Here is a 23,979-nt window from a genome sequence, read left to right on the forward strand (position 1 = left end):
GGGGCTGCCACAGTCCCGCGCGTGCGGTCCTACCTGCGATCACGGTCACCGCCCGGCCGGTCGGACCAGGGAACCGTCGGAACGGCACCCCCGGTGAGTACGGCTCGACGCACGGCCCGGGCCAGCGGCGCGCCGTACCGGGATCGGGGCCCGCCGTACGCCTCGATCGGTCCGGCCGGCGCGCAGAGCACCGTCACCGCGTCGGTCGCGGTGCCGGTGGCCCGCAGGCCCAGCTCCCAGAGCGCCTGCGCCTTCGCCTCGGTGACCGTGGCCACCGCGTTGACCAGCGCCGCCTCGGACAGTCGCGCGGGTACCACCGCCACGATGTTGACGGTGCCCACCCGGTGCGCCGTACCCGGCGATCGGCCCGACCCGGTCACGCCCGGCGGTTCACCGACGGCCGGCGATCCGACGGCCGGCGATCCGACGGCCGGCGATCCGACGGCCGGCGATCCGTCCGGGCCCGGCGGGCCCGGCGATCCGTCGACGGTGGCCGGTGGTCCGTCGTCGGCGGCCCAGATCGGTGCTCCGAGGCCGACCGTCGCCCAGACCCGCACCCCGGCGGACGTCGCGGCCACCACCTCGGCCACGTCGACGCCGGTGAGGTGTCCGACGCCGGGTCCGCGCAGGTCCAGCGACGCGGCCAGCCCGGCGAGGTGCCGGTCCGGGTCGTCCCGGTCGTACGACATGGGCACCGTCGCGTTGATCACCCAGTGCCGCGTCCCGATCCCGCCTCCCAACGGCGCGGAACTGATGGTCGGCAGCGGCGCCGGGCACCGCCAGGCCAGGATGGGCAGGCTCAGCCCGTTCTCGGCGCGGACGGTTCGGACGGGTTCGGACAGCACGGCTGCGACCCTAGGACCCCGCCGCGGTGGGTCCGGTCGCCCGGTCCGCTGGTCGCTCCGTCCCGGGACGTTGGCGGTCGGGGCCGGGCAGGGTGGATGATGGGTGTGAGGTCGATCAACACGGTCAGCGGCGGATCGGGGTTCCCCGGGGTGCGCCTCCGAATACCGCTCACGTGCGCCTAGACTGGCGGCGCGCGGCGATCAACGGCCGACAACGGGCCGACGGACGGCACGTGCAGTGGAGGTGCGCGATGGACGAGGTGTTGGCCCGCAGCGGGATCTTCCAGGGTGTCGACCCGGAGGCCGCCGAGGCGCTGGCGAAGGAGATGGAGACGATCGACGTCCGCAAGGGCGAGGTTGTCTTCAACGAGGGCGAACCGGGCGACAGCCTCTACATCCTGCTCAGCGGGAAAATCAAGGTGGGTCGACGGGCCGCCGATGGCCGGCAGAACCTGATCGCCGTCATGGGACCCTCCGACATGGTGGGCGAATTGTCCCTCTTTGACCCGGGCCCGCGTACCGCCACGGCCACGGCCGTCACCGACACCCGGCTGGTACGGCTGCGCAAGCAGGCCCTGCGACCGTGGCTCAACAACCGGCCCGAGATCGCCGAGCAGCTGCTCCGGGTGCTCGCCCGCCGGCTGCGTCGGACCAACGACTCGCTCGCCGACCTGATCTTCACCGACGTCCCGGGCCGGGTCGCGAAGAACCTCCTCCAGATGGCCGGCCGGTTCGGCACCCGGGACGGCGGCGTCCTGCGGGTGACCCACGACCTGACCCAGGAGGAGATCGCCCAGCTGGTCGGCGCCTCCCGGGAAACCGTCAACAAGGCGCTCGCCGACTTCGCCTCGCGCGGCTGGCTACGCCTGGACGGCAAGAGCATCATCATTCTCGACCCCGAGCGCCTGGCCCGCCGCGCCCGCGTCTGAGCTGTAAGGAAGGGCTCCCTGTTATCGCTTTTCGTATAGCAGGGGGCCCTTCTTAACGCCCCCGGTGGCAGATTCTGCCCTCGGTTAACCAGCCTCGACGTGGGCGCCGTGGAACGGGCACCCTGGGTCGATGCCGAGCAGAGTCGCCGTCCTGTCCGACATCCACGGTTCGCTCCCGGCCCTGGAGGCCGTCCTGGCTGAACCCGACGTGGCCACTGCCGACGCGGTAGTGGTCACCGGGGACATCGCCGCCGGCCCACAGCCGGTGGAGGTGCTCGACCTGCTCGCCGGGTTGGGTGAGCGGGTGTACTGGGTCAACGGCAACGCCGACCGGGAGTTGGTGGCGGCACGGGACGGCCGGGAGCCGGAGCACCCGGAGTCGCGTTGGGCCGCCACCCAACTGCGGGCCGATCAGGTCGACCGCCTCGCGGCGCTGCCGCTGACCCTCACCCTGCCGGTGGACGGACTCGGTCCGGTGCTGTTCTGCCACGCGACCCCGCGGAACGACGAGGAGGTCGTGCTGGTCGACACCCGACTGGAACGCTGGGTGGAGGTGCTCGCCGACGTACCGGCCGAGGTGCGCACGGTGGTGTGCGGGCACACCCACATGCCGTTCGTCCGGCTTGTCGACCGACGGCTGATCGTGAACCCCGGCAGCGTGGGAATGCCCTACGGGCCGACGGGGGCGCACTGGGCCCTGCTCGGGCCGGGAGTGCAGCTACGCCGTACGGAGTTCGACCTGACCGCCGCGTGTACCCGGATCGCCACGGAATCCGGCTATCCCCAGGCGGCCGAGTGGGCCGACGAGTACGTCCGATCCCGCAACAGCGACATCGACGCCCTACTCACCTTCGCCCCCCACGACGGCCGCTGACCCCACCCCCAACCCCCTCCCCCCTCCCCCCACCTCCCCCCACCTCGTCCGTTGATCATGAAGTTAGCGGCGTATTCGATCTCAAAAACGGCAGCTAACCTCATGATCAACTGGGGAGGGGAGGGGTGAGGGGAGGGGAGGGGGGAGGGGTGCTGGGAAAAAGCAGGCTTGACTGTTTCTTTTTGGGTCGGCAGGCTGGGCGGGTGTCGTCCACATCGATCCGCGTACCGCAGCAGGAGCGCAGCCGTAACACCCAGGCCCGACTTCTGGCGGCCACCGTGGACTCCCTGGTCGAGTGCGGCTGGGCCGGCACCACCACCACGGCCGTGGCCGCCCGGGCCGGGGTGTCCCGGGGAGCGCAACTGCACCACTACCCCACGAAGGCCGCCCTGGTGATGGCGGCCGTCGAGCACCTGGCCGAGCGACGGGCCGCCGAGATCCGCGCCGAGGCCGCCGCACTGCCGGCCGGTCCCGACCGGCTGGGGCGGGTGGTGGACATGCTGGCGACGCTGTTCACCGGCCCACTCTTCGCCGCCGCGCTGGAGTTGTGGGTCGCGGCCCGCACCGACCCGCCGCTGCGGGCCGCTCTGGTACCGCTGGAGGCGCGGGTCGGTCGCGAGATGCACCGGTTGACCGTCGAACTGCTCGGTGCCGACGAGCGACGTCCGGGCGTACGGGAGTCCGTGCAGGCCACCCTCGACCTGCTACGTGGTCTCGGCGTGGCCAACCTGCTCTCCGACGACTCCGCCCGGCGCGGCGCCCTGCTGGCGGTGTGGAAACACCAGCTCGCGACCGCCCTGGCCGCACACCCCCACCGCTGAGCCGAGAGGTGTCCATGGTCGAGCTGGACCGTCTGCTGACCGACCTGGCCGAGGAGTCGGCCCAGCTCGACGCCCTGGTCGCCCCGCTACCGGTCGACGGCTGGGCACTGCCCACCCCGGCACCCGGCTGGACCATCGCGTACCAGATCGCCCATCTGGCCTGGACCGACCACGTGGCGCGGCTCGCGGCCACCGATCCGACGGCCTTCTTCGACTCCATCTCGCGGGCCGGCGCCGATCTCGCCGGCTTCGTCGACCGAGGTGCCGAGGAGTTTCTGGCCCCACCGGCCGAGTTGCTGGCCCGGTGGCGGGACGGCCGGAATGCGCTGGCCACCGCCCTCGCCGACGCCCCGCCCGGCGAGCGCCTTCCCTGGTACGGCACCCGGATGACCCCCGCCTCGATGGCGACCGCTCGGATCATGGAGACCTGGGCGCACGGTCAGGACGTCGCCGACGCGCTCGGGGTGAGCCGACCGCCGACCGACCGGCTGCGGCACGTCGCGTACCTCGGTGTTCGTACCCTCGGGCACAGCTTCGCCGCCCACGGCCGGCCGGTACCCGACCGCCCGGTGCGGGTCGAACTCACCCCACCCGGCGCGACGGCCGAGGTCTGGGCCTTCGGGCCGGCCGACGCGGCCAACCGGGTGACCGGCCCGGCCCTGGACTTCTGCCTGCTGGTCACCCAGCGCCGGCACCCGGCGGACCTGGCGTTGGTCGCGACCGGCCGGGTGGCGCGGGAGTGGCTGGAGGTGGCCCAGGCGTTCGCCGGTCCACCCGGGACCGGCCGGGAACCAACCGCACCGACACCGCCGAGCGACGCCGACCCGACACCACCATCCGGCGCCGCCCCTGGCCCGGCGGGCACGGAGGCGGCGGGCACGGAGCCGGCGGGCACGGAGCCGGCGGGCGCGGGACCGGCGGGCGCGGGACCGGCGGGCGCGGGACCGGCGGGCGCCCCGGACGGTACGGCCGCGGGAGTCGCCCGGTGACCGCGCCGATCCGGATCGGCAATGCCTCCGGCTTCTACGGTGACCGCCGCTCGGCCTGGCGGGAGATGCTCGACGGTGGCGATCTCGACGTGCTCACCGGCGACTATCTGGCCGAGTTGACCATGCTGATCCTGGGCCGGGACAGGCTGAAGGATCCCGATCTGGGCTACGCGCGCACCTTCCTGCGCCAGCTGGAGGACTGCCTGGGTACCGCCGCCGAGAAGGGCGTCCGGATCGTGACCAACGCCGGCGGGTTGAACCCGGCCGGGCTGGCCGACGCGCTGCGGTCGCTGGCCGACCGGCTCGGCCTACCGGCGAAGATCGGGTACGTCACCGGCGACGCGATCGAGCGACCGGGCGCGCTCACCGCGAACGCGTACCTCGGGGCCTTCGGCATCGCCGCCTGCCTGCGGGGCGGGGCGGACATCGTGGTGACCGGCCGGGTGACCGACGCCTCGCTGGTGGTGGGTCCGGCGGCCGCCCACTTCGGCTGGCGGGACGCCGACCTCGACGAGTTGGCCGGCGCAACGGTGGCCGGGCACCTGATCGAGTGCGGCGCCCAGGTGACCGGAGGCAACTTCAGCTTCTTCACCGAACTGCCCGACCGGGGTCGCCGGCCCGGTTTCCCGATCGTCGAGGTGTACGCCGACGGTTCCTCGGCGGTCACCAAGCACCCGGGTACCGGCGGAGCGGTCACCGTCGAGACCGTCACCGCGCAACTGCTCTACGAGATCGAGGGGCCCGCCTACCTCGGTCCGGACGTCGTCGCCCGGCTGGACAGCGTCGCCCTCGCACCGGACGGTCCCGACCGGGTACGGGTCAGCGGCGTCCGCGGCGCCGCCCCGCCGCAGCACCTCAAGGTGGGCGTGACGAAGCTCGGCGGGTTCCGCAACGGGATGACGTTCGTGCTCTGCGGGTTGGACATCGAGGCGAAGGCCGAACTGGTCCGGACGCAGCTCACCGACGCGGTCGGGCCGGACGGGCTGGAGTTCACCCTGGCCCGCACGGACCATCCGGACGCCACCGAAACCGAGGTGGCGAGCGCGCTGCTGCACGTGAACCTGCGGGCCGACGACCCCAAGCGGGTCGGGCGGGGATTCTCGGCCGCCGCCGTGGAACTGGCGCTGGCCTCGTACCCGGGCTGCACCCTGACCACGCCGCCCGGGGACGCCCGGCCGTACGGGGTGTTCACCGCGGAACACGTACCGCAGGACTCCGTGGAACATCTGGCGGTGCTGCCCGACGGGAGCCGGGTCCGGATCCCACCGCCCTCGGCGACCGCACCGCTGCCGGGGCGTTTGGAGGGGGCCCTTCCTATACAAAAAGCGATAACAGGGGGCCCTTCCTTTCCCTCAAGCCGGCGGGGGCCGCTGGGCGAGGTGGTCGGCGCCCGCTCGGGTGACAAGGGCGGCGACGCGAACCTGGGCGTCTGGGCCCGCACCGACCCGGCGTACGACTGGCTGCGCGGCTGGTTGACCGTCGACCGGCTGCGCGAACTGCTGCCGGAGACCGCCGGGTTGACCGTCGAGCGGTACGAGTTGCCCAACCTGCGAGCGGTCAACTTCGTGCTGCGCGGTCTGCTCGGCGCGGGCGTGGCCGCCTCGACCCGGTTCGATCCGCAGGCCAAGGCGCTCGGTGAGCTGCTCCGGTCCCGCATCGTCGACCTACCGGACCTGCCGGGCCTGCCGGACCCGACCACCCCGATCAGTACGGACCGCGCGACCAGCACGGACGGCGCGGACATCCCGGCCGGCGGGGACGGCGCGGCATGAGTCTTGTCGACACGCCCGAGCGGCGGCAGTTGCGCGAGCTGACCCGGTCCTTCGTGACCCGGGAGGTGTTGCCGCACCTGGCCGACTGGGAACGGACCGGCGAGGTGCCGCGATCGCTGCACCGGACCGCCGCCGAGCTGGGCCTGCTCGGGATCGGCTTCCCGGAGAAGGTCGGCGGCAGCGGCGGGGACCTGCTGGACTCCATCGTGGTCACCGAGGAGCTGATCCGCGCGGGCGGCTCGTCCGGGCTGGTGGCCGCCCTGTTCACCCACGGCATCGCGCTGCCGCACATCGTGGCCGCGGCCGGCGCCGGGCCGGGGCTGCCGACCCGGTCCACGGTCCGGGCCGGGTCCGCCGGCGCGCGGGCCGGTCAGGACCTCGTCGACCGGTACGTCCGACCCACCCTGGCCGGGGAGCGGATCGGCGCGCTCGCGATCACCGAGCCGGGCGGCGGCTCCGATGTGGCCGGCATCCGCACCACGGCCCGCCTCGACGGTGAGCACTACGTGGTGAACGGCACGAAGACGTACATCACCAGCGCGGTCCGGGCCGACTTCGTGACCACGGCGGTCAGCACCGGGCGGGCCGGCGGAGGGCCGATGTCGCTGCTGGTCATCGACAAGGGGCTGCCCGGCTTCACCGTGGGGCCGCCGCTGGCCAAGATGGGCTGGCACTGCTCGGACACCGCCGAGCTGTCCTTCGCGGACGTCCGGGTGCCGGCCACGAACCTGGTCGGCCCGGTCGACACCGGGTTCCTCCAGATCATGCAGCATTTCGCCACCGAGCGGCTGTCGCTGGCCACCAGCGCGTACGCCACGGCGCAGCGCTGCCTCGACCTGACCGTCGGGTGGTGCCGGGACCGGCACACGTTCGGCCAGCCGCTGGCCAGCCGCCAGGTGATCCGGCACCGGCTGGCCGAAATGGCCACGGTGACCGAGGCGGCCCGCAGCTACGTACACGACGTGGCGACCCGGGTCGCGGCGGGGCAGCCCCTGGTCACCGAGGTGGCGATGGCCAAGAACGTCGCGGTGGCCGCCTGCGACCGAGTGGTGGACGCCGCGGTGCAGTTGCACGGCGGGTTCGGTTACCTGCGCGACGCCGAGGTCGAGCGGCACTACCGGGACGCCCGCATCCTCGGCATCGGCGGCGGCACCACCGAGATCATGAACGAGATCATCGCGAAGGGTCTGGGGATCTAGGGATGACGGTGTTGCGTACCGCGCCGGTGACCGGTGCCGCCAACCGGGCCGCCATGCTGGACCGGCTGGCCGAGTTGGACGCCGCGCTCGACCAGGCGCGGGCCGGTGGCGGCGAGAAGTACGTGACCCGGCATCACGGCCGGGGCAAGCTGCTCCCCCGGGAACGGATCGAGCTGCTGCTGGACCGGGACGCGCCGTTCCTCGAACTGTCCCCGGTGGCCGGCTGGGGCACCGACTTCCCGGTGGGCGGCAGCGTGGTGACCGGCATCGGGGTGGTCGAGGGCGTCGAGTGCCTGGTCGTCGCCAACGATCCGACGGTACGCGGCGGCGCGGTGAACCCGATCTCGCTGGCCAAGACCCGCCGGGCCGGGGAGATCGCGTACGCGAACCGGCTGCCGATGGTCAACCTGGTCGAGTCTGCGGGTGCGGATCTGCCCAGCCAGGCCGACATCTTCATCCCGGGTGGCCGGGTGTTCCGGGATCTGACCCGGCTCTCGGCGGCCGGCATCCCGACCGTCAGCGTGGTGTTCGGCAACGCCACGGCCGGTGGCGCGTACGTGCCGGGGATGTCCGACTACACGATCATGGTGCGGGACCGGGCGAAGGTCTTCCTCGCCGGGCCACCGCTGGTGAAAATGGCCACCGGCGAGGTGACCGATGACGAGTCGCTGGGTGGGGCGGCCATGCACGCCACCCGGTCCGGTCTGGCGGACTTCCTGGCCGAGGACGAGCGGGACGGGATCCGGCTGGCCCGTCGGTGCGTCCGGCGGCTCAACTGGCGCAGGCAGGGCCCGCCGCCGCGTACCGCCGACCCGAACCCACCGGTGTACGACCCGGAGGAGTTGCTGGACATCGCCAGCGCGGACCTCAAGGTGCCGTTCGACCCGCGCGAGGTGTTGGCCCGGGTGCTGGACGGCAGTGAGTTCGACGAGTTCAAGCCGGCGTACGGCGCGGCGCTGGTGACCGGTTGGGGGGAGCTGCACGGCTGGCCGGTCGGGGTGCTGGCGAACGCTCGCGGGGTGCTGTTCAGCGAGGAGGCGCAGAAGGCCACGCAGTTCATCCAGCTCGCGAACGCCGCCGACACTCCGCTGATCTTTCTGCAGAACACCACCGGCTACATGGTGGGGACCGAGTACGAGCAGCGCGGCATCATCAAGCACGGCGCGTTGATGATCAACGCGGTGTCGAACTCGACGGTGCCGCACCTGACGGTGAACCTCGGCGCGTCGTACGGGGCTGGCAACTACGGCATGTGCGGCCGGGCGTATGAGCCGAGGTTCCTGTTCACCTGGCCCAACGCGCGCTCGGCGGTGATGGGCCCGGCGCAGCTCGCCGGGACGCTGTCCATCGTGGCCCGGCAGGCCGCGCGGGCCCGGGGCCGGGAGTACGACGAGGAGTCCGACGCCGCCATGCGGGCCATGGTGGAGCGGCAGATCGAGTCGCAGTCGGCGGCGCTGTTCCTGTCCGGCCGGCTCTACGACGACGGCGTGATCGATCCCCGGGACACCCGTACCGTCCTCGGGCTGTGCCTGTCCGCCGTCCACAACGCCCCGGTGCGCGGCGCCGAGGGCTTCGGCATCTTCCGGATGTGACATGCCCATGTTCTCGTTGATCATGAAGTTGCCGCCGCGACACGCCGACACGGCGACCGGCAACCTCATGATCAACCAGGCGGGGCGACGGGTGGGGAGGAGGGGGCTCGCATGATCTGTCGACTGTTGGTCGCGAACCGGGGCGAGATCGCCCGGCGGATCATCGCGACCTGCCGCGAGTTGGGCATCGAGACGGTGGCCGTGTACTCCGACGCGGACAACGACGCGCCGTACGTGACCGAGGCCGACACCGCGGTGCGGTTGCCGGGCAACGCGCCGGCCGAGACGTACCTGCGGATCGAACGGCTCGTGGCGGCGGCCCGGCGGGCCGGCGCGGACGCGGTGCATCCGGGGTACGGCTTCCTGGCCGAGAACGCGGCCTTCGCGGCTGCCGTGGTCGACGCCGGCCTGACCTGGGTCGGGCCACCCGCCGAGGCCATCGCCGCGATGGGCGACAAGATCCAGGCGAAGGCGCTGCTCGCCGACGCGGGCGTGCCGATGCTGCCCACGTACACCGACCCGGCGCAGGTCACCGACTTCCCGGTGCTGGTCAAGGCGGCGGCCGGCGGCGGCGGCCGGGGCATGCGGATCGTCCGGGAGCCGGCCGAACTGGCCGATGCCGTGGCCGCCGCGCGCCGGGAGGCCGAGTCGGCGTTCGGCGACGGAACGGTCTTCCTGGAGCGGTACGTCGAACGCTCCCGGCACGTCGAGGTGCAGATCTTCGGCGACGTCCACGGTACGGTGCTCAGCCTCGGCGAGCGGGAGTGCTCGATCCAGCGCCGGCACCAGAAAATTCTCGAGGAGGCGCCGGCGGTGATCCCGGACCGGCTACGCCGCGCGCTGGCCGAGGCGGCGGTCGCGGCGGGTCGGGCGGTCGGCTACGTGGGCGCCGGCACCGTCGAATTCCTCCTGGCCCCCACCCCCCAGACACAGCCGGAGCCGGGGTCTGGCGGAGGCGGCCACCGGCCCGATGGACCAGCCGGAGCACAGCCGGAGCCGGGGTCTGGCGAAGGCGGCCACCGGCCCGATGGACCAGCCGGAGCACAGCCGGAGCCGGGGTCTGGCGAAGGCGAGCACCGGCCCGATGGACCAGCCGGAGAGTTCTACTTTCTGGAGATGAACACCCGGCTCCAGGTCGAACACCCGGTGACCGAGTGCGTCACCGGGCTTGACCTGGTCCGGCTGCAACTGCTGGTCGCACAGGGTGAGCCGCTACCGATGGCCGCGGCGCCGCCGGTGCGCGGGCACGCCATCGAGGTACGGCTGTGCGCCGAGGACCCGGCCCGGGACTGGTTACCGGCCACCGGCGTCCTGCACCGGTTCACCGTGCCCGGCGCGGCTCACGGGCTGCGACTGGACTCGGGCGTCCTGACCGGCTCGACCGTGAGCGTCCACTACGACTCGATGTTGGCCAAGCTGATCGCCTGGGCGCCGACCCGCGCCGAGGCGGCCCGGGTACTCGCCAGTGCCCTGGCCCGGGCGGAGATCCACGGCATAACCACCAACCGAGACCTCCTGGTCCGCACCCTCCGCACCCCAGCCTTCACCACCACCAAAAGCACGCGATCTTGGAACTCTGTGGCCCCTGGAGGGGTAACAGGACTCCAAGATCCGGAAAGTGGGACGGACACCGGGTTCCTCGATCGGCACCCCGAGGTCTTCCAGCCACTCGCCGGACCGGGCGCGGTACGCCTGGCCGCGTTGGCCGCCGCGCTCGCCGGAGCCGCCGGTCGGCGCGCCACCGCCACCGTGCTGGCGGGGCTGCCGTCCGGCTGGCGCAACGTGCCGGCCGTACCGCAGTCGGTCCGGTTCGCCGCTCCGACCGGCGAGTTGGAGGTCCGGTACCGGCTGGACCGCACCGGCGCACTGGTGTCGTGGTCCGTCGGCCCCCCGTCCAACCCTGCTGATCAGGTGCCTTACAGCGAGAATCCGGCGTCCACGCGCGATGAGAAGACCCCGGGAGCCGAGGGGCTCGCGGGGGTCGCGGAGACGACGAGGGACGCGGGGGTCGGCGAGAGGACGAGGGACGCGGGGGACGCGGAGACGACAAGAGACGCGGAGACGACGAGGGACGCGGGGGTCGAGGGGGTCGCGGAGGCCATGGAGGTCGGGCTGATCGCGGCGGACGCCGACCGGGTGGTCCTCGACGTCGACGGGTTGCGGCAGACCTTTGCCGTACACCGGGTCGGTGCGGACGTCTTCGTCGACGGCCTGGACGGTTCGGTCGCCCTGGCCGAGCTGCCACGGTTCCCGGAGCCGGTGGCCGAGCTGGCGGCCGGCTCGCTGGTCGCGCCGCTGCCCGGCGCGGTCACCCGGATCTGCGTCGAGGTCGGCCAGCGGGTGGCGGCGGGTGATCTGCTGCTCACCCTCGAAGCGATGAAACTCGAACACCCGGTGCTCACCCCGGCCGCCGGCACCGTCGTCGAACTACCGGTACCGGCCGGCGGCCAGGTCGACACCGGGGCCGTGCTGGCCGTCGTCGAACCCGACTGACCGGCCATCGTCGAACCCGACCGAAAGGCGTCCACCGTGGACTTCGACCTCACCGACGAACAGGAGCAGCTCCGCGCCGCCGTACGGGCGCTGGGCAGGCGGTACGGCCACGAGTACTTCGTCGCCAAGGCGAAGGCCGGGGAACACACCACCGAACTGTGGGCCGAGGCCGGCAAGCTCGGCTACCTGGGCGTCAACATCCCGACCGAGTACGGCGGGGGTGGCGGCGGGATCACCGAGTTGGCCATCGTCTGCGAGGAGTTGGCGGCGGCTGGCTGCCCGCTGCTGCTGCTCGTGGTCTCCCCGGCCATCGCGGCGACGGTGATCGCCAGGCACGGCACCGAGGCGCAGCGCGCCCAGTTCCTGCCCGGCTTCGCGGACGGCTCGCTCAAGGTGGTCTTCGCGATCACCGAGCCGGAGGCCGGCTCCAACTTCCACCGGCTCGGCACCGTGGCCCGGCGGGACGACGACGACTGGCTGCTGTCCGGGCGCAAGTGTTACATCTCCGGCGTCGACGAGGCGCAGTACGTCCTGGTGGTCGCCCGGATCGCAGACGAGAACGCCGCCGACGAGAACGCGGCCGACGAGAGCGCTGCCGGTAAGAACGCTGCCGGCGAGGGCGCCCCCGCCGGTGGCGGGCGGCAGCGGCTCCGGCCCGCACTGTTCCTGGTGCCCACGGACGCCGCCGGGCTGACCCGCTCCAAACTGGACATGGAGATCCTGTCCCCGGAGAACCAGTTCCTGCTCTACCTGGACGACGTACGGCTGCCGGCCGACGCCCTGGTCGGCGGTCCCGACTCGGGCCTGCCGGCGCTGTTCGCCGGGCTCAACCCCGAACGGATCACGGTGGCCGCCATGAGCGCCGGCACCGGACGGTACGCGGTGGAGCGGGCCAGCGCGTACACGGCGACCCGGAAGGTCTGGGGCGGCCGGACCATCGGCTCACACCAGGGCGTGGCCCACCCGCTCGCGCACGCGATGGTGCAGGTCGAGCTGGCCCGGTTGATGATCTACAAAGCGGCCACCCTGTACGACGCCGGCCGGGACCTGGAGGCCGGGGTGGCCGGCAACATGGCCAAGTACGCCTCGGCCGACGCGGCGGCGCTGGCCGTGGACACCGCCATCCAGTCGCTCGGCGGCAACGGCATGACCACCGAGTACGGCGTGGCCACGCTGCTGGGCGCGGTACGCGCCGGCCGGATCGCCCCGGTCAGCCGCGAGATGATCCTCAACTTCGTGGCACAACACGTCCTCGCCCAGGACAAATCCTACTGACCTGAAAGGAAGGGCCCCCTGTTATCGCTTTTTGTATAGGAAGGGCCCCCGCTTAACCTCCCAGACCGGGCACCGGGCACCGGGCACCGGGCACCGGGCACCGGGCACCGGGCACCGGGCACCGGGCACCGGGCACCGGGCACCGGGCACCGGGCACCGGGCACCGGGCACCGGGCGAGTTTCGCTGGGCGAACTCGTCACCGTTGACTAAGCAGGTGGCTGACCCCGACGATCATGCCGGATCCGATCGATCGGGTCGGCCACACCAGGACGGGGAACTCGATGGCAGCCACCACGGACAGCGACAACACCACAGACGACAGCGACTGGGTTACGGCGCCGACGAGCCGGGCGGACGCCCAACTCACCGCGCTGATCCTGGGCTTCTTCGCCGGCATGTGGTTCAACTGGGGCCGTACGGGCGCGCCGGCCTGGTTGTCCGGCCTACTCCTGGTCATGGGCCTGCTGAGCCTGGTGGTCGCGGTGCTCGGCGGCCTTGGCACCTGGCGTTGGCGACGCGAGCTGACCACTGCCCGGAACCGCACGGCGTCCCGCAGGTACGGCATCATCGTCGGGCTCAGCTACGTCGTGCTCTTCGTCGGCGCGGCGACACTGGGCCGGAGTGGGCACCCGGACTACATCGCCCCGTGGGTCGCCTTCGTGATCGGCGTCCATTTCTGGGTCCTGATACCGGTGTTGCGCGACCGTCGGGTCCTCGTTCCGCTGGGTGCCGTCGTGGTGGGCATCGCAGCCGCAGCGCTCGCGCTGCACCTGGCGGACGTCGCGAAGGCCAACGTGGTCACCGGCGTCGGCGCCGGAACGGCGCTACTGGCGGTGGCGGTGTTGGAACTGCTGCGTCGCAAGCCTTCGGCCAGCTGACCGAGCCGGAGACCAACCGGCCCGGCAGCCAGCGACCAGATCAGCCGTAGAGCAACCGGGCAGCCGGCGACCGCACCCAGCCACGGCTGGTACCGGCCGACCACCGGCCGGGGTGGACACCGACTGGCCGGGCCGGTCAGTCCCGGCGGGGCACCGCACCGGCCAACGGTGGCACCACCGGTGGCAGCCGCTTCGGCGTACCGGTCACCGGTCGGCCGAGCGACGCCGGGTTTCCGGCGGGCATCACCGAACGGGCCCACCCGGCGGACACCTTGTCGTCGGGAACGGCCTGGAACGGTTGTATGTCGCCCACGCACACGGTGCCGGCGGCTGGCAGCGTTCCGGCCAGCAGGTAGCCGTCGACCGCCCCGGTCACGCACTCCGAGGTGCCGTAGGCGGTGTGTCCGAAACTGTCACTGGACAGCAGCCGGCTGTTCGGGAGCAGGGCCGCCGTCGACACCGCGCCCGCGTAGTTGGTCGCCGGGTCCCAGTAGTCCCCCACGACCAGCACCGGGGCGCTGGTCCACCGGTCGAACGGGCCGGTGTAGGCGTCCTCGTCCCGCACGGTCCAACTGGCCCGGGCGCAGGGCGCCGTGATCCAGCTCCAGGGTAGGCCGAAGTACGGCGCCCGCTGGTCGGCCCGGGTGGCCAGTGCCGACCAGTCCTCCGCACGTTGGCCGTGGACGCCGTCCGTGCAGATCACCCCGAGGCTCGCCTCCAGACCGTTGTCGTACGGGAAGTCGTACCGTGGGATCTGGTTGTTGCCCGGCTGGTCAGCGGCCTGGCCACCGCTGACGGGGCCGGGCCCGCTCGATGGCCGCGTGCTGGTTCCTCGGCCGGCGGGGCGACGGATCAGCCGGGCGAGCCCGGTCCGGGCGCCTGCCCGCGCGGCGGCCGTGGCCTTCGGGTCGCTGAGGGCGAGCAGTTGTCGCGTCATGTCCACCAGGGGTTCGTAACCGGCCGGGTCGTACAGGTAGAAGAGCGCCGCCGACACGAAGTCCTCGTACGTGACGACGATCCGGCCCTCGTCCGGATCCGTGGCCACCAGCGGTCCGGTCCGCAGCCGGCGGGCCACCCGGTCGAAGGCCGCGACGGGATCGCCCTCCGCCGCGAGCTCGCATGTCGCCGCACCGGCCTTTCCGCACCGGGTGAGGATCTCGCGCAGCGCCCGGTACGCCCCGTCGGAGCTGCGCAACCGGTCCTCCAGCAGCAGGTCGGGATTCCGTTGGTCGCCGACCCAGCCGCGCGGGTCGACCACTCCGTCGACCACCACGGCCCGGACCCGGTCGGGGAACATGTTCGCGTAGTACTGTCCGAGCACTGTGCCGTAGCTGAAACCCAGATAACTCAGCTTCGTGTCGCCCACCGCCCGGCGCAGCACGTCCATGTCCCGGGCGACCTCCGCGGTGGACATGGCGCCGGCCAGTCTGTCGCCGGTGGTCGAGCAGCTTCGGCCGAGCGTCTTCGAGGCGGCCACGAAGGCTCGCTGCTCGGTTCGGCCGACCGGGAACGGCCGGTTCAGCCCGGTCAGCACCCGGGACTGTTCGTGGACCGAATCGAAGCACCGTAACTGCTCGCTGGCGCCGATGCCGCGCGGGTCAACGCCCACGATGTCGAACCGGTCGAGCAGGTCGTCGCCCAGGAAGTACGGCGCGGAGAGGGCCATGTCCGCGCCGGAACCGCCGGGTCCGCCGGGGTTCACGAAGAGACTGCCGAGCCGTTGACGCTGGTCGCGTGCCCTGACCCGGAGCAGGGCGACCTCCGTGGTGTCCCCGGTCGGGCGGTCGTAGTCGAGCGGCAACCGGGCGGTGGCGCACTGCGCGTAGTCGTAGCAGTCGTACCAGTCGAGCCTCGGGGTGGGTACCCGGTCCACCCGGTTCGCCTCGGCGGCCGGATCCGAGCGGATCGCCGAGGCGATCGTGGCCGACCGGCCCGAGGCACGCCCGCCGGTCGCGGACCCGGCCAACCCGGGCGCGGCCGGGCCGGCGCCGACCGATCCGGGGTGGGCCGGCGCGGGACCGGCGGTCAGGAGTCCACTGAGTACGACACCGGCGATTGCGGCGCCGAACACTCGACATGGTGGGCGCATACGGGTACCCCGCTCACTGTTGGTAACCGAGCCTTTGACGGCCGTACAAACGGATCAACGAGGCTGGCACCGCTGACGTAGTCCCCCGACCTGCGGCAAACCGCCACGATCGGGGAAACGCCGGGGTCAGGGGCGGAGAATGCCGGTCGAGATATGCGATATGCCCGAAGGGCGGCGGCCGGGAGATGCCCGGGGATCAGCGGCCGAGGGTGGGCCCGACCAGGCCGTCCACGCCCTTGCCGGCCAGGCAGCGGTAGCTGCGGTCGCCCGCCGCCGTGGCGGCGTGGTCGGGCGGCAGCACCTCGAACCGCCATCCGCCGCCGGCGTCGTACCCGGTCAGCGCGTTGAACGTGTCGTCGGCGCAGAGCCGGCTGACCGCCCGGGCCGCCCGCACCGCGTCGTGATCGCCCGGGTCGACGCCGGAGGGCAGCTCACCCAGGGCGTACGTCTCCCAGGTGTGGCGCGCGTCGCAGGCCACCGACCTGGCCTCGGCCGCCGTGCCCCGGATGCGTACGGGGCCGAAACATTCCGGTCGGGTCGGGCAGCGACCGCCGGCCGGCAGGCCGTTGCGGCAGCCGCGCAGGGCGACCGGGCCGGTCGGCCGCGCCGACGGGGTCGGTCCGGGCGGTGGGGTGGTGGGGCCGGTCCCCGCCGATGGCCGGGATCCGGTCCCGCCCCCGGGGTGCCGACCGGCGTACCAGGACAGCGCGCCCACGGTCACCAGCAGGGCGAGTGCGCCGAGGACGGCGAGCGCGATCTGCCAGGCCGGCCGCCGACCGCCACGGCGCCCGGACCCGGGCACGGTGGGGGTCTGATCGGCCGGTATCTCCGGGCGGCGACCGGCGGGTCCGCCATGGGCCGCACCGCCCGACACCGGGGTCCGGGACCCGGGCACCCTCGGATGGGGCGGCCCGGGGACGGGCGCACCAGACAGCGGCGCCCCCGGGACGGGTACGCCAGCGACGCGCGCCCCCGGCACCGGTCCGCCGGAGACGGGCGGCCCCGACACCGGCATGCCGGAGGTCGGCCCGCCCGACACCGGTACACCGGCCACCCGTGCCCCCAACGGCACGGCGGCCAGCAGCTCACGCAGGTGTTCGGCGGAGGGTCGGTGCGCGGGGTCGTTGGCCATTCCGCGCCGCAGCACGTCGAGCAGTTCGGTGGGTACGCCGGGCAGGTCGGGCACCGGTTGGTGGAACATCTCCATCAGCATGACCAGGCTGGGGTCGCGCTCGGCACGCCAGCGCGGCGGCCGGCCGTGCATCACCGCGTAGAGCGTGGCGCAGAGCGCGTACACGTCCACGGCCGGGGCCGGTGGTGCGTGCCGGAACATCTCCGGCGGCGCGTACGCCGGGGTCAGCACCTCCAGCGTCAGCGTCGGATCGCGCACCTCGGCCAGCACGGCGAGGCCGAAGTCGGCCAGCACGGCGGAGTTGAAGTGCGAGTACAGGATGTTGGCCGGTTTGACGTCCCGGTGCAGTACGCCGGCCGCGTGCGAGTGGGCCAGCGCGTCGGCGATCTTGACGCCGAGGTCGCGGGCCTCGGCCGCGCCGAGCGGGGAGTGCCGCATCCGTTCGGCGTACGAGCCGTCGCACAGTTCCATGATCAGGTACGGGTGCTGGTCGGCCGTGACCCCGACGTCGAACAGGTCGACCACGTGCGGATGTGAGGACATCCGACCGGCGGCCCGTGCCTCGCGCAGAAATCGCTGCTGGTCGCGCTCGCTGTCCAGCGTCCGGTTCTCCACCTTGACCGCGACCTCGCGGCCCACCGACACCTGGGTGGCCCGGTAGACGGTGGCGTAGCCACCTCGGGCAAAGAGGGACAGATCGGTCAGACCGGGCACGGCTGGCATCGACGACCGGCCCGGCTGAGTATCTGTCACGGAACGAAAATACCTAAGCGGCCGAATGGTGGGGCTCCCCGCACCATCGTCCCCGTTCCGCGCCACCGTCCCGGACCCCGCAACGCCCGCCCCCACAGGTCAGCGTCCGGGTCCGGCAGGGCCGCCGCAGGCCGTACGGCGGGCGTCCTCACCCCACCGGCCGGGTCGGCGACGGCACACCGCCACTCAGCGCCGCTGGCTCGTCCGGCGGATCACCGAGCCGGGCCCGCAGGGCGTCCGCCCCGGGCCGCTCACCGGCCTGCTGCGTCGCGTACGCCAGACGTACCGCCTCGTCGGCCGCCGCCACCGCCTCGTCCCGACAGCCGTCCGCGGCGAGCGCCTCGGCCAGCACCTCGGCGGCGATGACGTGGCTGCGCACGTCCTCGGCCGGTGCCTCGATGGCCTGGCGGGCCCAGTCGACGGCCTCGCCGGTCCGCCCAACGGCGAGCAGCGCGGAGGCGTACCGGGCCAGCGTCTGGCTCCGGGAGAACAGCAGCGCGGGCGCGTTGGCCGTGGTGGCGATCGGCTCGATCAACTCCACCGCGGTGGCCGCGTCACCGACGGCGAGCCGGGCCATCGCCAACAGTACCCGCGGGGCCACCTGGGCCGGCGCCAGCGGATTGTGCGGTTCGACGGCCGCCAGGACCGCCTGGGCGTCCCGCTCGGCGGCCACCGGGTCGCCGCCGTCGAGCGCCACGAAGCCGCGCAGCGTGCCGGCCATCCCGGTCAGCAACGGGTGGCTGGTCCGCGCGCCATAGTCGAGCGCGTCGGTGAGCAGGTCGTACGCGTGATCCGGCTCGCCCAGCCCGCGCGCCACCACCCCCCGGACGACCAGCGCGAACCCGCGCCCCCAGTCGTCGTTGGCGGCCGCGAAGTCCCGGTACGCCCGCCGGGCCTCCCGGTCCGCCTCGGCCAGCTCCCCCAGCTCGGCCGCGGCGAACGCCTCGACCGCGCGCAACGTGCCGACCGCCCACGATTCGCCGACCCGCTCACCGAACGGCAGGAAGACCCGGGCCAGCCGCCGAGCCTCGCGCAGCCGCCCCGCCAGCAGCCGGGCGAAGGCCGTGGTGCCGCGCATCCAGGCCCGGCCGACCGGATCACCCAGCTCGGCGAAGAGTCGCGCCGCCCGGCCGAGTACCGCGTCGGTGCCGGCGAAGTCGCCCCGGGTGGTGGTCACCCAGGCCAGGTTCTGCAACGACCAGGCCTGCCCGCGCCGGTCCCCGGCGGCCAGATTCACCTGGTACGCACCGGCGAACCGGCTACTCGCCTCGCTCAACCGACCGCCGACGAAGTCGGCCATGCCGAGCCGGCGCATCGCCGACGCGCGGTGCGGGGCGAGGTCGGCGTCGGTCGCCACCGTCAGCGCCTCCTGCCAGCTGGCCACGGCCCGGCCGCGGTCGCCGAGCGCCTGGTAGCACTGCCCGGCCAGCAGCAGCGCGCCGGCTCGGCTGGCGATGTCGTCACCCGCGTTCGCGCCGATCTTCTCGGCGAACGCCAGCGCGTCACCCGGTCGGCCGACCTGGAGCAGGGCCCGGGCGTGGATCAGCCGGTCGCCGGTGTCCAGGGTGCCGCCCGCCAGCCGGGCGGCTCGTTCCGCGTACCCGACGGTGGCGGCCGGCTCCCCGGCGGCCAGCGCCCGGCGCGCCGAGCGGGTCAGCGCCGCCACCCCGAGCGGGAGCACGCCACGGGCCAGTGCGTCGGCGCGCAGGCTCACCGCGTCGGCTAGCGCCGCGGCGCGTTCGACGTGCTCGGCCACGAAGGCGTCCCGGTCGGCCTCCGACATCCCGCCCGGCCCGGTCGTGCCGACCCGATCGCCGGGCGTGGCCCACCGGGCCAGGGTCGCGTGCCGCTCGGCCAGGTCCGCCTTGCCGATACCGGCGTAGACGGCCTCGCGCAGCAGCGGCGTGGCGAAGACGTAGCCCTCCCGGTTGCGGTGCAGCATGCGGCGCTGGAGCAGTTCCTCCACGGCCCGGTCGAACTCGATGCCGGCGACCGCGGCGGGCCGGCCGGTCAACCCGGCCCGGTGCTCACGTAGCCGTTCGAGGGTGCCCGCCGGGACGGTGTCGCCGACGACGGCGGCGTCCCGCAGCACCGACCGGGCCTCGGTGGGCAGCGCGTCGATCCGGGCGGCCAGTACCGCCGCCAGGTCCCGGGACAGCAGCCGGCTGCCCAGCGAGCCGGGCGCCAGCCGCCAGGTGGCCGGGCCCGGCCCGGCGTCCCGGCCGAGCACGGTGGTCAGCGCTCCACGTTCGATCAGCAGCGTGACCAGCTCGGCGAGATAGTAGGGGTTGCCCTGGGCGGTGGCGAGCAGCCGGTCCGCGTCCGCCTGCGGCAGCCGTCCACCGCCGAGGTAGCTGGTGAGCAGCCGGGCGGCGTTCGCGCCGCGCAACGGCGGCAGGGCGTGCACCTCGGCGTCCGCGACCCGGGTGAAGGCGCCGGCGGTACGCACCAGCTCGGGCCGACCCAGCAGCAGGACCAGCACCGAACCGGACAGCTGGGACAGCGTCGCGCCGAGCGCGTCGAGGGTTTCCGGAGTGGCGTCGTGCAGGTCGTCCACGATCACGACCAACGGGCTCTCCGCCGCCATCGCGCTGAGCAGTTCGGCGACCGCGCCCGGCACGGCCTCCGTATCCGCTCCCGGACCGTGGGCCGTCCACTCGCCCGCCTCGCCGGAGACCGCCGACGCGGGCGCCGGCTCGGTGTACCCGAGCAACCCCAGCAGCAGGTCGACGGCGACCGGCGGCGGATCGGGACGGAATCGGGCCAGCCGCTGGCCGAGCCGGCGCAGCCGTTCCTCGACGACCGGCCGGGCCGCGGCGGTCGACGGGTCGGCCGGCAGCCCGACTGCGACCCGGACCAGGTCGGCCAGCGGTGCCAGCCGGCGCCGTTCGCCGAAGGCGGCGCAGTGGACCGACAGCACCCGGGCACCGGTGTGTGCGGCGAACCGGCCGGGTCCCACGTCGTAGCCGGCGGCCAGCCGCTCGACCTCGGCGGCGAACCGGGTCTTGCCGATGCCCGCCTCGGCGGTCATCAGCAGCACCCGGGGCTGCCCCCGGTCGATCACCTCGGCCAGCCGGCCGGCGATCCGCCCGAGGTCGGTCTCCCGGCCCACGAACGGCGCCTCGTCACCGAGACCGGACCGGGTGCCGGGCGCGTCGAGCAGACCGAGCAGCTCGTACGCCTCGACCGGCGCCCGCTTGCCCTTCAGCCGCAACGGTCGCAGCTTCCGCCAGGAGGCGACATGCCGGGTGGCCGTCGAGGTGGTGGCGCCGGCGTAGACGGCGCCGATGGCCGCCGCGTCGGCGAGCCGGGCCGCGGTGTTGACGGTGTCCCCGATGACCGTGTACTCCAACGCGGCCTGCATTCCGGCGACGACCTGGCCGGTGTTCAACCCGACCCGCAGCCCGAGCGGCGCCCCGCCGCCCTGCTCGTCGTCGAGCACCCGGCGTACCGCGCGCTGCATGGACAGCGCCGCCCGGATGGCCCGCTCGACGTCGTCCTCGTGCGCCACCGGGGCGCCGAAGACCGCCATGATGCCGTCGCCGGTGAGCTTGTCGACGTGTCCGCCGAAGGTTTTAACCGCCCCGGCGAGCGCGGCCAGCACCCGGTCGGTGACGGCACCGACCCGCTCCGGATCGAGGTCCTCCGACCAGGAGGTAAAGTCCGACAAATCGCCGAAAAGCACCGTTACCACGCGGCGCTCGGTCGCCGGCAGGGTCGCCGCGGCGGGCAGTGCCGCGCCGCAGTTGTGGCAGAACCGCGCGCCTGGCACGGCCACGGTTCCACACACCGGACAGGTCACGCTGGATCCAACCCACCGGCCGGGGGTCCGGATTCCCGATCTTCACGTTCCAGGTAGTCGAGCTGGGCCCGCACCGACCACTCGGCGGCCCACCACAACGAGCGGTCGACATCGGCGTAGACCGTCGCCACCACCTGCTCCGGGGTGCGGGCACCACCGGCCACGGCCCGCCGGACCTGGTCGAGGCGGGCCCGCCGGTGGGCCAGGTAGAAATCGGCCGCCGCCGCGCAGTCGGCCAGCGCCGGACCGTGGCCGGGCAACGCCGGCACCCCGCGGTACGCCCCCAGCAGCTCAAGACTGTCCAGGTACGCCCCGAGGTCGCCGTCCGGGTGGGCCACCACCGTGGTGCCCCGGCCCAGGATGGTGTCCCCGGTCAGCAGCACCCGGCCACCGTCCCGAACCGTCCCGGCCCGGCTCGCCCCGTCGACTCGATCCGCCCCGTCGACTCGATCCGCCCCGTCGGCCCGGCTCGCCAGGAAGCAGACCGAGTCGGCGGTGTGGCCGGGCGTGGCGATCAGTTCGATTCTCAGGCCGAAGTCGTCGATCGGGCCGGTCAGCGGCGCGCCGCCGATGGTGTGGGCCGGATCGGCCGCGAGCACCGGCACATCGCCGAGCAGCGCACTCAAGCGAGCGGCACCGTCAGTATGATCGGGGTGACCATGGGTGATCAGCACCAGCGCGACCGGGGCGTACGCCGCGATCGAGGCCAGGTGTCCCTCGTCGAGCGGCCCGGGATCGACCACCACGGCCGGAGCGTCCGGGGCCGCTCGCAGCACCCAGGTGTTGGTGCCGTCGAGCGTCATCGGTCCGGGATTGGGTGCGCGCATCAGCGTCACCCAGTCCGGTAGCTCGTCGGCCAGCGCCGCCGCCGGCGCCGTCACGTGCCCGGTCATGGCTGCGATCGTACGACCCGGGGGTGACAGCTTCGGACGGCGCCTTCGCCACGGTCCAACCCGCGGACCCGGCGAAGGCGATCCGGACCCCCGCGGCGACAAGGGAAGATCCGGCTACGCCCGCCGCCACACCCCGGCTCCGGCTGCGCTCAGACAGCACACCCGGACTGTGCTCAGTTGATCTCGGCGATGATTTCGACCTCGACCGGGGCGTTCCGGGGCAGTTCGGCGACACCGACCGCGCTGCGCGCGTGCCGACCGGCGTCGCCGAAGACCTCGCCGAACAGCTCGGAGGCACCGTTGATCACGGTCGGCTGGCCGGTGAAGCCGGGCGCGGAGGCGACGAACCCCGTCACCTTGACAATCCGGACGATCCGGTCCAGCCCGACCAACGCGTCCACGGCCGCGAGCGCGTTGAGTCCACAGATTCGCGCCAGGTCCCTGGCCTGCTCGGCCGACACGTCGGCGCCGACCTTGCCGACCGCCACCAACTCTCCGTCCACCATCGGCAACTGACCGGAGACGAAGACCTGCTGGCCGGACTGCACGGCGGGCACGTACGCGGCCAGCGGTGGCACCACTCCCGGCAGGCTCAGGCCCAGTTCCGCGAGTCGCTCCCGTGGCGAGGCCGTCCCGCTCATGCCTTCGGCCGCTTCAGGTACGCGACCAGTTGCTCGGGGTTCGGACCCGGCACCACGGACACCAGCTCCCAGCCGTCCTCACCCCAGTTGTCGAGGATCTGCTTGGTCGCGTGGACCAGCAGCGGGACGGTGACGTACTCCCACTTCTGCATTACCAGAGAACCCCTTCGATAGGACGGCCCGGCGGCGCTTCGACACCCGGGGACCCGACCGGGAGGTGGTCCCGGCACCGAAGACCCTAACCGCTGAGCCGGTCGCCGCGTCGGCGGCGCTCAACCCCGTTCCCCCCGCTCAGCTCAGCTTCACCCGCTCGACCGAGCCGACACGACGGATGAACATCGCCTCGGCCTGACCACGCCACCCTGAGATCAACTCAATGTCGGCGAAGTTGGGGTGTCCCCCGCGTTGGGACACCCCAACTTCGCCGACATTGAGTTGATCTTCCGGGCCGCGCCGGACGGACGACGAACCCGGGTCAGGAGCGCGGGCCGGGGTCGGATCGTCCGCAGGATCCGGGATGGGCGAACGGGCGGCAGCACCGGGACCGGTCCGGCAGGGGCAGGTCACAGAAGACCCGTCGGCGATTGTTCTGGTCGTCCAGGGTCGAAATCGTGGTCTCCCCACGGTCCACCTCCGGCAGCACGGCCAGCGCGGCGGCGACCGTGTACGCCAGGCGGACCGCCGAGTCGGCTGTACCCACCCGGACCGGCAGGTGGATGACGTACCCGGGCTCGTCGTCGCCGACCGTCGCGGCGGTGCCGCGTACCGTCCCGGTGGCCTCGCGCGGCGGCGTGACGGGCACCGGGTCGATGACCCGGCGGCGCCGTCGCTCGTTGCGGCCACCACCCGGCAGCCGAACGCGGCCGGCCCCGGCGGTGGAGCCGGGCGACGGCCTCGCCAGACGCGGAGGCGGCTCGTAGCGCGTCCGCGCGGAGTTGTCGGGTTCGTCGCGCATGGCGGCCTCCGGCAGGTCCCACGTCGTTGTTGTCGGCGGTCGCCGG

The 23,979-nt window shown here is 73.3% G+C and carries 17 protein-coding genes and 1 pseudogene; 10 read left to right on the forward strand and 8 right to left on the reverse strand.

Translation table 11 applies throughout. The features are described from left to right. Window positions 1–29: 29 nt before the first annotated feature. Window positions 30–845: an adenosylcobinamide amidohydrolase gene (locus ACXN5W_RS15735; protein WP_473159027.1), complete on the reverse strand. Its 816-nt coding sequence runs from the start codon at window positions 843–845 to the stop codon at window positions 30–32. A 251-nt stretch (window positions 846–1,096) separates the two neighbouring features. Here ACXN5W_RS15735 and ACXN5W_RS15740 point away from each other — a divergent pair, with 251 nt between their 5' ends. From ACXN5W_RS15740 to ACXN5W_RS15785, 10 genes and pseudogenes are all read left to right on the forward strand, one after another. Continuing rightward, the gene (locus ACXN5W_RS15740) at window positions 1,097–1,774 is read left to right on the forward strand and encodes a Crp/Fnr family transcriptional regulator (RefSeq protein ID WP_088976469.1); all 678 of its coding nucleotides are present in this window, start codon (window positions 1,097–1,099) and stop codon (window positions 1,772–1,774) included. Window positions 1,775–1,904: 130 nt separating this feature from the next. After that, window positions 1,905–2,648, forward strand: a complete 744-nt coding sequence (locus ACXN5W_RS15745) for a metallophosphoesterase family protein (RefSeq protein WP_473159028.1) — start codon at window positions 1,905–1,907, stop codon at window positions 2,646–2,648. 203 nt (window positions 2,649–2,851) lie between these two features. Beyond that, a complete protein-coding gene (locus ACXN5W_RS15750; protein WP_473159029.1) occupies window positions 2,852–3,469 on the forward strand; it encodes a TetR family transcriptional regulator in 618 nt (205 codons plus the stop codon). A gap of 14 nt (window positions 3,470–3,483) precedes the next feature. Further along, a pseudogene (locus ACXN5W_RS15755) lies at window positions 3,484–4,275 on the forward strand (TIGR03084 family metal-binding protein); the annotation flags it as partial. Window positions 4,276–4,523: 248 nt separating this feature from the next. After that, window positions 4,524–6,230, forward strand: a complete 1,707-nt coding sequence (locus ACXN5W_RS15760; protein WP_473159060.1) for an acyclic terpene utilization AtuA family protein — start codon at window positions 4,524–4,526, stop codon at window positions 6,228–6,230. Next, entirely contained in the window at window positions 6,227–7,429 is a 1,203-nt protein-coding gene (locus ACXN5W_RS15765; RefSeq protein ID WP_473159030.1) for an acyl-CoA dehydrogenase family protein, read from the forward strand. Before ACXN5W_RS15760 ends, ACXN5W_RS15765 begins: the two co-directional genes overlap by 4 nt. A 2-nt stretch (window positions 7,430–7,431) precedes the next feature. Further along, a complete protein-coding gene (locus ACXN5W_RS15770; protein WP_473159031.1) occupies window positions 7,432–9,021 on the forward strand; it encodes an acyl-CoA carboxylase subunit beta in 1,590 nt (529 codons plus the stop codon). A 111-nt stretch (window positions 9,022–9,132) separates the two neighbouring features. Beyond that, window positions 9,133–11,514, forward strand: a complete 2,382-nt coding sequence (locus tag ACXN5W_RS15775) for an ATP-binding protein (protein WP_473159032.1) — start codon at window positions 9,133–9,135, stop codon at window positions 11,512–11,514. Window positions 11,515–11,550: 36 nt separating this feature from the next. Next, window positions 11,551–12,789, forward strand: coding sequence for an acyl-CoA dehydrogenase family protein (locus tag ACXN5W_RS15780; RefSeq protein ID WP_473159033.1), 1,239 nt, complete (start codon window positions 11,551–11,553; stop codon window positions 12,787–12,789). 282 nt (window positions 12,790–13,071) lie between these two features. Then, window positions 13,072–13,668, forward strand: a complete 597-nt coding sequence (locus ACXN5W_RS15785; protein WP_473159034.1) for a hypothetical protein — start codon at window positions 13,072–13,074, stop codon at window positions 13,666–13,668. A gap of 136 nt (window positions 13,669–13,804) precedes the next feature. Here ACXN5W_RS15785 and ACXN5W_RS15790 read toward each other — a convergent pair whose 3' ends face one another. The 7 genes from ACXN5W_RS15790 to ACXN5W_RS15820 form a co-directional block, all read right to left on the reverse strand. Next, window positions 13,805–15,739, reverse strand: a complete 1,935-nt coding sequence (locus ACXN5W_RS15790; protein WP_473159035.1) for an alpha/beta hydrolase — start codon at window positions 15,737–15,739, stop codon at window positions 13,805–13,807. Between the two features lie 214 nt (window positions 15,740–15,953). Further along, a complete protein-coding gene (locus ACXN5W_RS15795; protein ID WP_473159036.1) occupies window positions 15,954–17,642 on the reverse strand; it encodes a serine/threonine-protein kinase in 1,689 nt (562 codons plus the stop codon). Window positions 17,643–17,790: 148 nt separating this feature from the next. Then, window positions 17,791–21,444, reverse strand: coding sequence for an adenylate/guanylate cyclase domain-containing protein (locus tag ACXN5W_RS15800; RefSeq protein ID WP_473159037.1), 3,654 nt, complete (start codon window positions 21,442–21,444; stop codon window positions 17,791–17,793). Then, window positions 21,441–22,337 (reverse strand): MBL fold metallo-hydrolase, encoded by an 897-nt coding sequence (locus ACXN5W_RS15805; protein WP_473159038.1) that lies wholly within the window; start codon window positions 22,335–22,337, stop codon window positions 21,441–21,443. Before ACXN5W_RS15805 ends, ACXN5W_RS15800 begins: the two co-directional genes overlap by 4 nt. Before the next feature lie 173 nt (window positions 22,338–22,510). Beyond that, window positions 22,511–22,978 (reverse strand): RidA family protein, encoded by a 468-nt coding sequence (locus tag ACXN5W_RS15810; RefSeq protein ID WP_473159039.1) that lies wholly within the window; start codon window positions 22,976–22,978, stop codon window positions 22,511–22,513. Then, window positions 22,975–23,130 (reverse strand): DUF4177 domain-containing protein, encoded by a 156-nt coding sequence (locus ACXN5W_RS15815; protein WP_473159040.1) that lies wholly within the window; start codon window positions 23,128–23,130, stop codon window positions 22,975–22,977. Before ACXN5W_RS15815 ends, ACXN5W_RS15810 begins: the two co-directional genes overlap by 4 nt. A 323-nt stretch (window positions 23,131–23,453) precedes the next feature. Continuing rightward, complete coding sequence (locus tag ACXN5W_RS15820) at window positions 23,454–23,933, reverse strand: hypothetical protein (protein WP_473159041.1); 480 nt, start codon at window positions 23,931–23,933, stop codon at window positions 23,454–23,456. Window positions 23,934–23,979: the final 46 nt, after the last annotated feature.

The organism is Plantactinospora sp. A48, from assembly GCF_055793945.1.

Excerpts from the sequence above, each read along its gene's own strand:
- ACXN5W_RS15785 (WP_473159034.1), top strand. The coding sequence starts at position 13,072 with ATGGCAGCCACCACGGACAGCGACAACACCACAGACGACAGCGACTGG.
- ACXN5W_RS15810 (WP_473159039.1), bottom strand. The coding sequence starts at position 22,978 with ATGAGCGGGACGGCCTCGCCACGGGAGCGACTCGCGGAACTGGGCCTG.
- ACXN5W_RS15765 (WP_473159030.1), top strand. The coding sequence starts at position 6,227 with ATGAGTCTTGTCGACACGCCCGAGCGGCGGCAGTTGCGCGAGCTGACC.
- ACXN5W_RS15775 (WP_473159032.1), top strand. The coding sequence starts at position 9,133 with ATGATCTGTCGACTGTTGGTCGCGAACCGGGGCGAGATCGCCCGGCGG.
- ACXN5W_RS15745 (WP_473159028.1), top strand. The coding sequence starts at position 1,905 with ATGCCGAGCAGAGTCGCCGTCCTGTCCGACATCCACGGTTCGCTCCCG.
- ACXN5W_RS15805 (WP_473159038.1), bottom strand. The coding sequence starts at position 22,337 with ATGACCGGGCACGTGACGGCGCCGGCGGCGGCGCTGGCCGACGAGCTA.
- ACXN5W_RS15770 (WP_473159031.1), top strand. The coding sequence starts at position 7,432 with ATGACGGTGTTGCGTACCGCGCCGGTGACCGGTGCCGCCAACCGGGCC.
- ACXN5W_RS15820 (WP_473159041.1), bottom strand. The coding sequence starts at position 23,933 with ATGCGCGACGAACCCGACAACTCCGCGCGGACGCGCTACGAGCCGCCT.
- ACXN5W_RS15740 (WP_088976469.1), top strand. The coding sequence starts at position 1,097 with ATGGACGAGGTGTTGGCCCGCAGCGGGATCTTCCAGGGTGTCGACCCG.
- ACXN5W_RS15760 (WP_473159060.1), top strand. The coding sequence starts at position 4,524 with ATGCTCGACGGTGGCGATCTCGACGTGCTCACCGGCGACTATCTGGCC.
- ACXN5W_RS15815 (WP_473159040.1), bottom strand. The coding sequence starts at position 23,130 with ATGCAGAAGTGGGAGTACGTCACCGTCCCGCTGCTGGTCCACGCGACC.